This is a genomic window from Gammaproteobacteria bacterium, from assembly GCA_003696665.1.
Lineage (GTDB): Bacteria > Pseudomonadota > Gammaproteobacteria > Enterobacterales.
This window is the reverse complement of sequence record RFGJ01000116.1, coordinates 1-1,251: the sequence shown is the minus strand read 5'-3', so window position 1 is coordinate 1,251 and position 1,251 is coordinate 1. Positions and strand designations below refer to the sequence as shown.

The 1,251-nt window shown below is 52.8% G+C and carries 1 protein-coding gene; it reads right to left on the bottom strand.

The genetic code is table 11. From position 1 onward, the window contains the following. A partial coding sequence (locus D6694_03725) for a site-specific integrase (protein RMH46239.1) occupies positions 1–991 on the bottom strand: 991 nt, incomplete at its 3' end. Positions 992–1,251 lie beyond the last annotated feature (260 nt).

Genomic DNA, 1,251 nt, shown 5'->3' with positions numbered 1-1,251 from the left:
CCAATAGTTCGGCCAAGTCTTCCGCTTTCAGGTGCGTGTATCTTTTTAGCATAGATAGAGTCTTGTGCCCTGTAATCGCGCTGACCTGCATGGGGTTCAATCCCTTCTCGAACAGCCGTGACGTGGCCTCGTGCCTCAAATCGTGGAAGCGTAAATCTTTGATACCTAGCGCATCACGAACTCGGCAGAAAGCCTGAGTGATGGAATCCTCACTCATCTTGAACACGCGGTCATCGTGGATATCCCGGACTTTAGCCCTACCTTTCAGGATAGCGATGGCCCGTGACGACAGCGGGACGAACCGTTGTTCGCCGTTCTTGGTGTCCTCTAACTTAATGGTTTTAGTACCGAGGTTGACGTTCTTCCATTTAAGACTGGCGATCTCCCCCCGGCGCATTGCGGTTTCCAGAGCGAGGACAACGATATCATGGATATCCCCACCGTATTCCCGGCACCCGTTCAGCAGGAATTCCTCTTCACCCGGTTCCAGACGCCGGTCACGTGCTGACCCTTTCACGCTAGGCCGAACACCACGAACAATAGGGTTCACTAAGAAGCTCATCCCCCAATCGCGACGGGCAACGGTGAACAGGTGGGAAATCAATGCAAGTTCCAAGCGGACGGTATTGGGTTTTACCTCTTTCAGCCGGTCATCCCGGTATTCGACGACATCAGGAGTTCGGACATTGGCGAGGGGTAGCTTTGCGATGCGGTGGCGTTTGATAATCCGGGCCTGTTTGCGGTTCTCATACTGGCCGCGCCCTTTCTTCTTTACCGCTACAGTTTCGACATAGCGATCCAAAGCCTGGCCTAGCGTCATCCGTTCAGCAGAGGTGCGGTCGGTATAAACCCCTTTATCTATTTCCGCTTCGATCTCCCGTGCCCATTGGCGTGCGGCTTCCTTAGTCCTAAACACCTTGGATTTTGAAACGCCTTTATAGTGGATACGGGCACGCCATCCGCCCGACTGATGCGGTTTGATGCTCGCCATATCGCCACCCCTTTTTCGTATCCGTGTCACTGAGTACCGGGAATTCTAGGGATATTTAAGGAAGCAACAAGACTTTGACCGACTATATAAGTAGCTGAGTTACAAGTGATTTTTCACCTTTAGGGAGCAACAGGGAAGATGCGGGAAATAGCCTCTGAGGCAACTTTTAATCTGCGGGTCACAGGTTCGAGACCTGTCCGGCTCACCATCCAACCGCAACTTCATTCATTCCTCCTTGCTTGGCCGCCTTCGGGCGGCCT